1 protein-coding gene and 1 tRNA gene are annotated in these 1,418 nt (G+C 67.7%); both read right to left on the bottom strand.

The genetic code is table 11. From position 1 onward, the window contains the following. Nucleotides 1-310: 310 nt before the first annotated feature. Nucleotides 311-395: transfer RNA gene (locus AC1DU6_RS31135), tRNA-Leu, on the bottom strand. Nucleotides 396-450: 55 nt separating this feature from the next. After that, the coding region (locus tag AC1DU6_RS31130; protein ID WP_477861989.1) for an aldehyde dehydrogenase family protein at nt 451-1,418 on the bottom strand (968 nt) is incomplete at its 5' end.

The raw sequence follows: 1,418 nt of genomic DNA, 5'->3' as shown, positions 1-1,418 counted from the left end.
GATTGGGGGCAGGGGTGGTGGTTTGGGAAGGGAGTGCCGGCGCGGGAGTTTGAAGAGCGGTGGTTTGGCGCCACCACAGCGGGCTCGGTTGCCGCCACCACTCGCTAAGGCGCCCATCGAGGGCACCTCAGCGGGGACTCGGTCACCTCCGGCGACCCCGGCGGACGGCAACGCGCCAGAGGCGCGAAGCCTTCGTCGAGGCGTCGGACAAGCCGCAGGGCTTGTCCTCGGTCCACGACGACGCGCCCTTCGAGCCCTCTCCTGGGCCCAAACGCAAAAGGCCAGCACTTGCGTGCTGGCCTTTCTTGTTTGGTGCCCAGGAGAGGACTCGAACCTCCACGGAGTTACCCGCTAGTACCTGAAACTAGTGCGTCTACCAATTCCGCCACCTGGGCTTTCAGGGAGGCCGGACTATAGCCTAGTTCTCAGCCCTCCCACGACGAAGTCGACTCAGATGTCGAACTTCACTCCCTGAGCAAGAGGCAGCTCGCTCGAGTAATTCACCGTGTTGGTGGTGCGGCGCATATAGGCCTTCCAGGCATCCGAACCGCTCTCGCGGCCGCCGCCCGTTTCCTTCTCGCCACCAAACGCACCGCCGATCTCCGCACCGGACGTGCCAATGTTGACGTTGGCGATGCCGCAGTCGCTGCCCGAGGCGCTCATGAAGCGCTCGGCCTCGCGGATGTCGGTTGTGAAGATCGCGCTCGACAAACCTTGCGGCACGCCGTTCTGCAGCTCGATGGCTTCTTCCAGCGTCTTGTACTTCAGCGTGTACAGGATGGGCGCGAAGGTCTCGTGGCACACCACTTCGGTCTGCGAAGGCATGCGCACCAGAGCCGGCACGGCGTAGTAGGCCTCGGGGAAGCGATCGGCCAGCGCGCGCTCGCCACCTGACACAAGGCCGCCCTGCTCGCGCGCGGCGCTCAAGGCAAACTGCATCGCGTCGAAGGACTGCGCGTCGATCAGCGGACCGATCAGCGTGCCCTGCTCAACCGGCGAACCGATGGGCAGCTGGGCGCGGGCGCGGTCCAGGCGCTCGACCAGGGCGTCATGGATGCTCTCGTGGGCGATGACGCGGCGCGTCGTCGTGCAGCGCTGGCCGGCCGTGCCGTAGGCGCCGAACAGGATGCCGCGCACCGCCAGCTCCAGGTCGGCGCTGGGCGTGACGATGATGGCGTTGTTGCCACCCAGCTCCAGCAGCGAACGGCCGAAGCGCGCCGCCACGCGCGGGCCAACGGCGCGGCCCATGCGGGTCGAGCCGGTGGCGGAGACCAGCGCCACACGGGCGTCGTCGACCATCGCTTCGCCGACATCGGCGCGGCCGATGATCAGCTCGGACAGGCCGTCAGGCGCGGCGTTACCGGCGGCGCGGTAGGCCTTCAGCGCGCGTTCGAACAGGGCCTGCGTGGCCAGCGCGG

It is taken from the genome of Roseateles sp. P5_B10, assembly GCF_056400485.1.
Note: the sequence above shows the minus strand (reverse complement) of the source record. Positions and strands in the feature narration are given on the sequence as shown.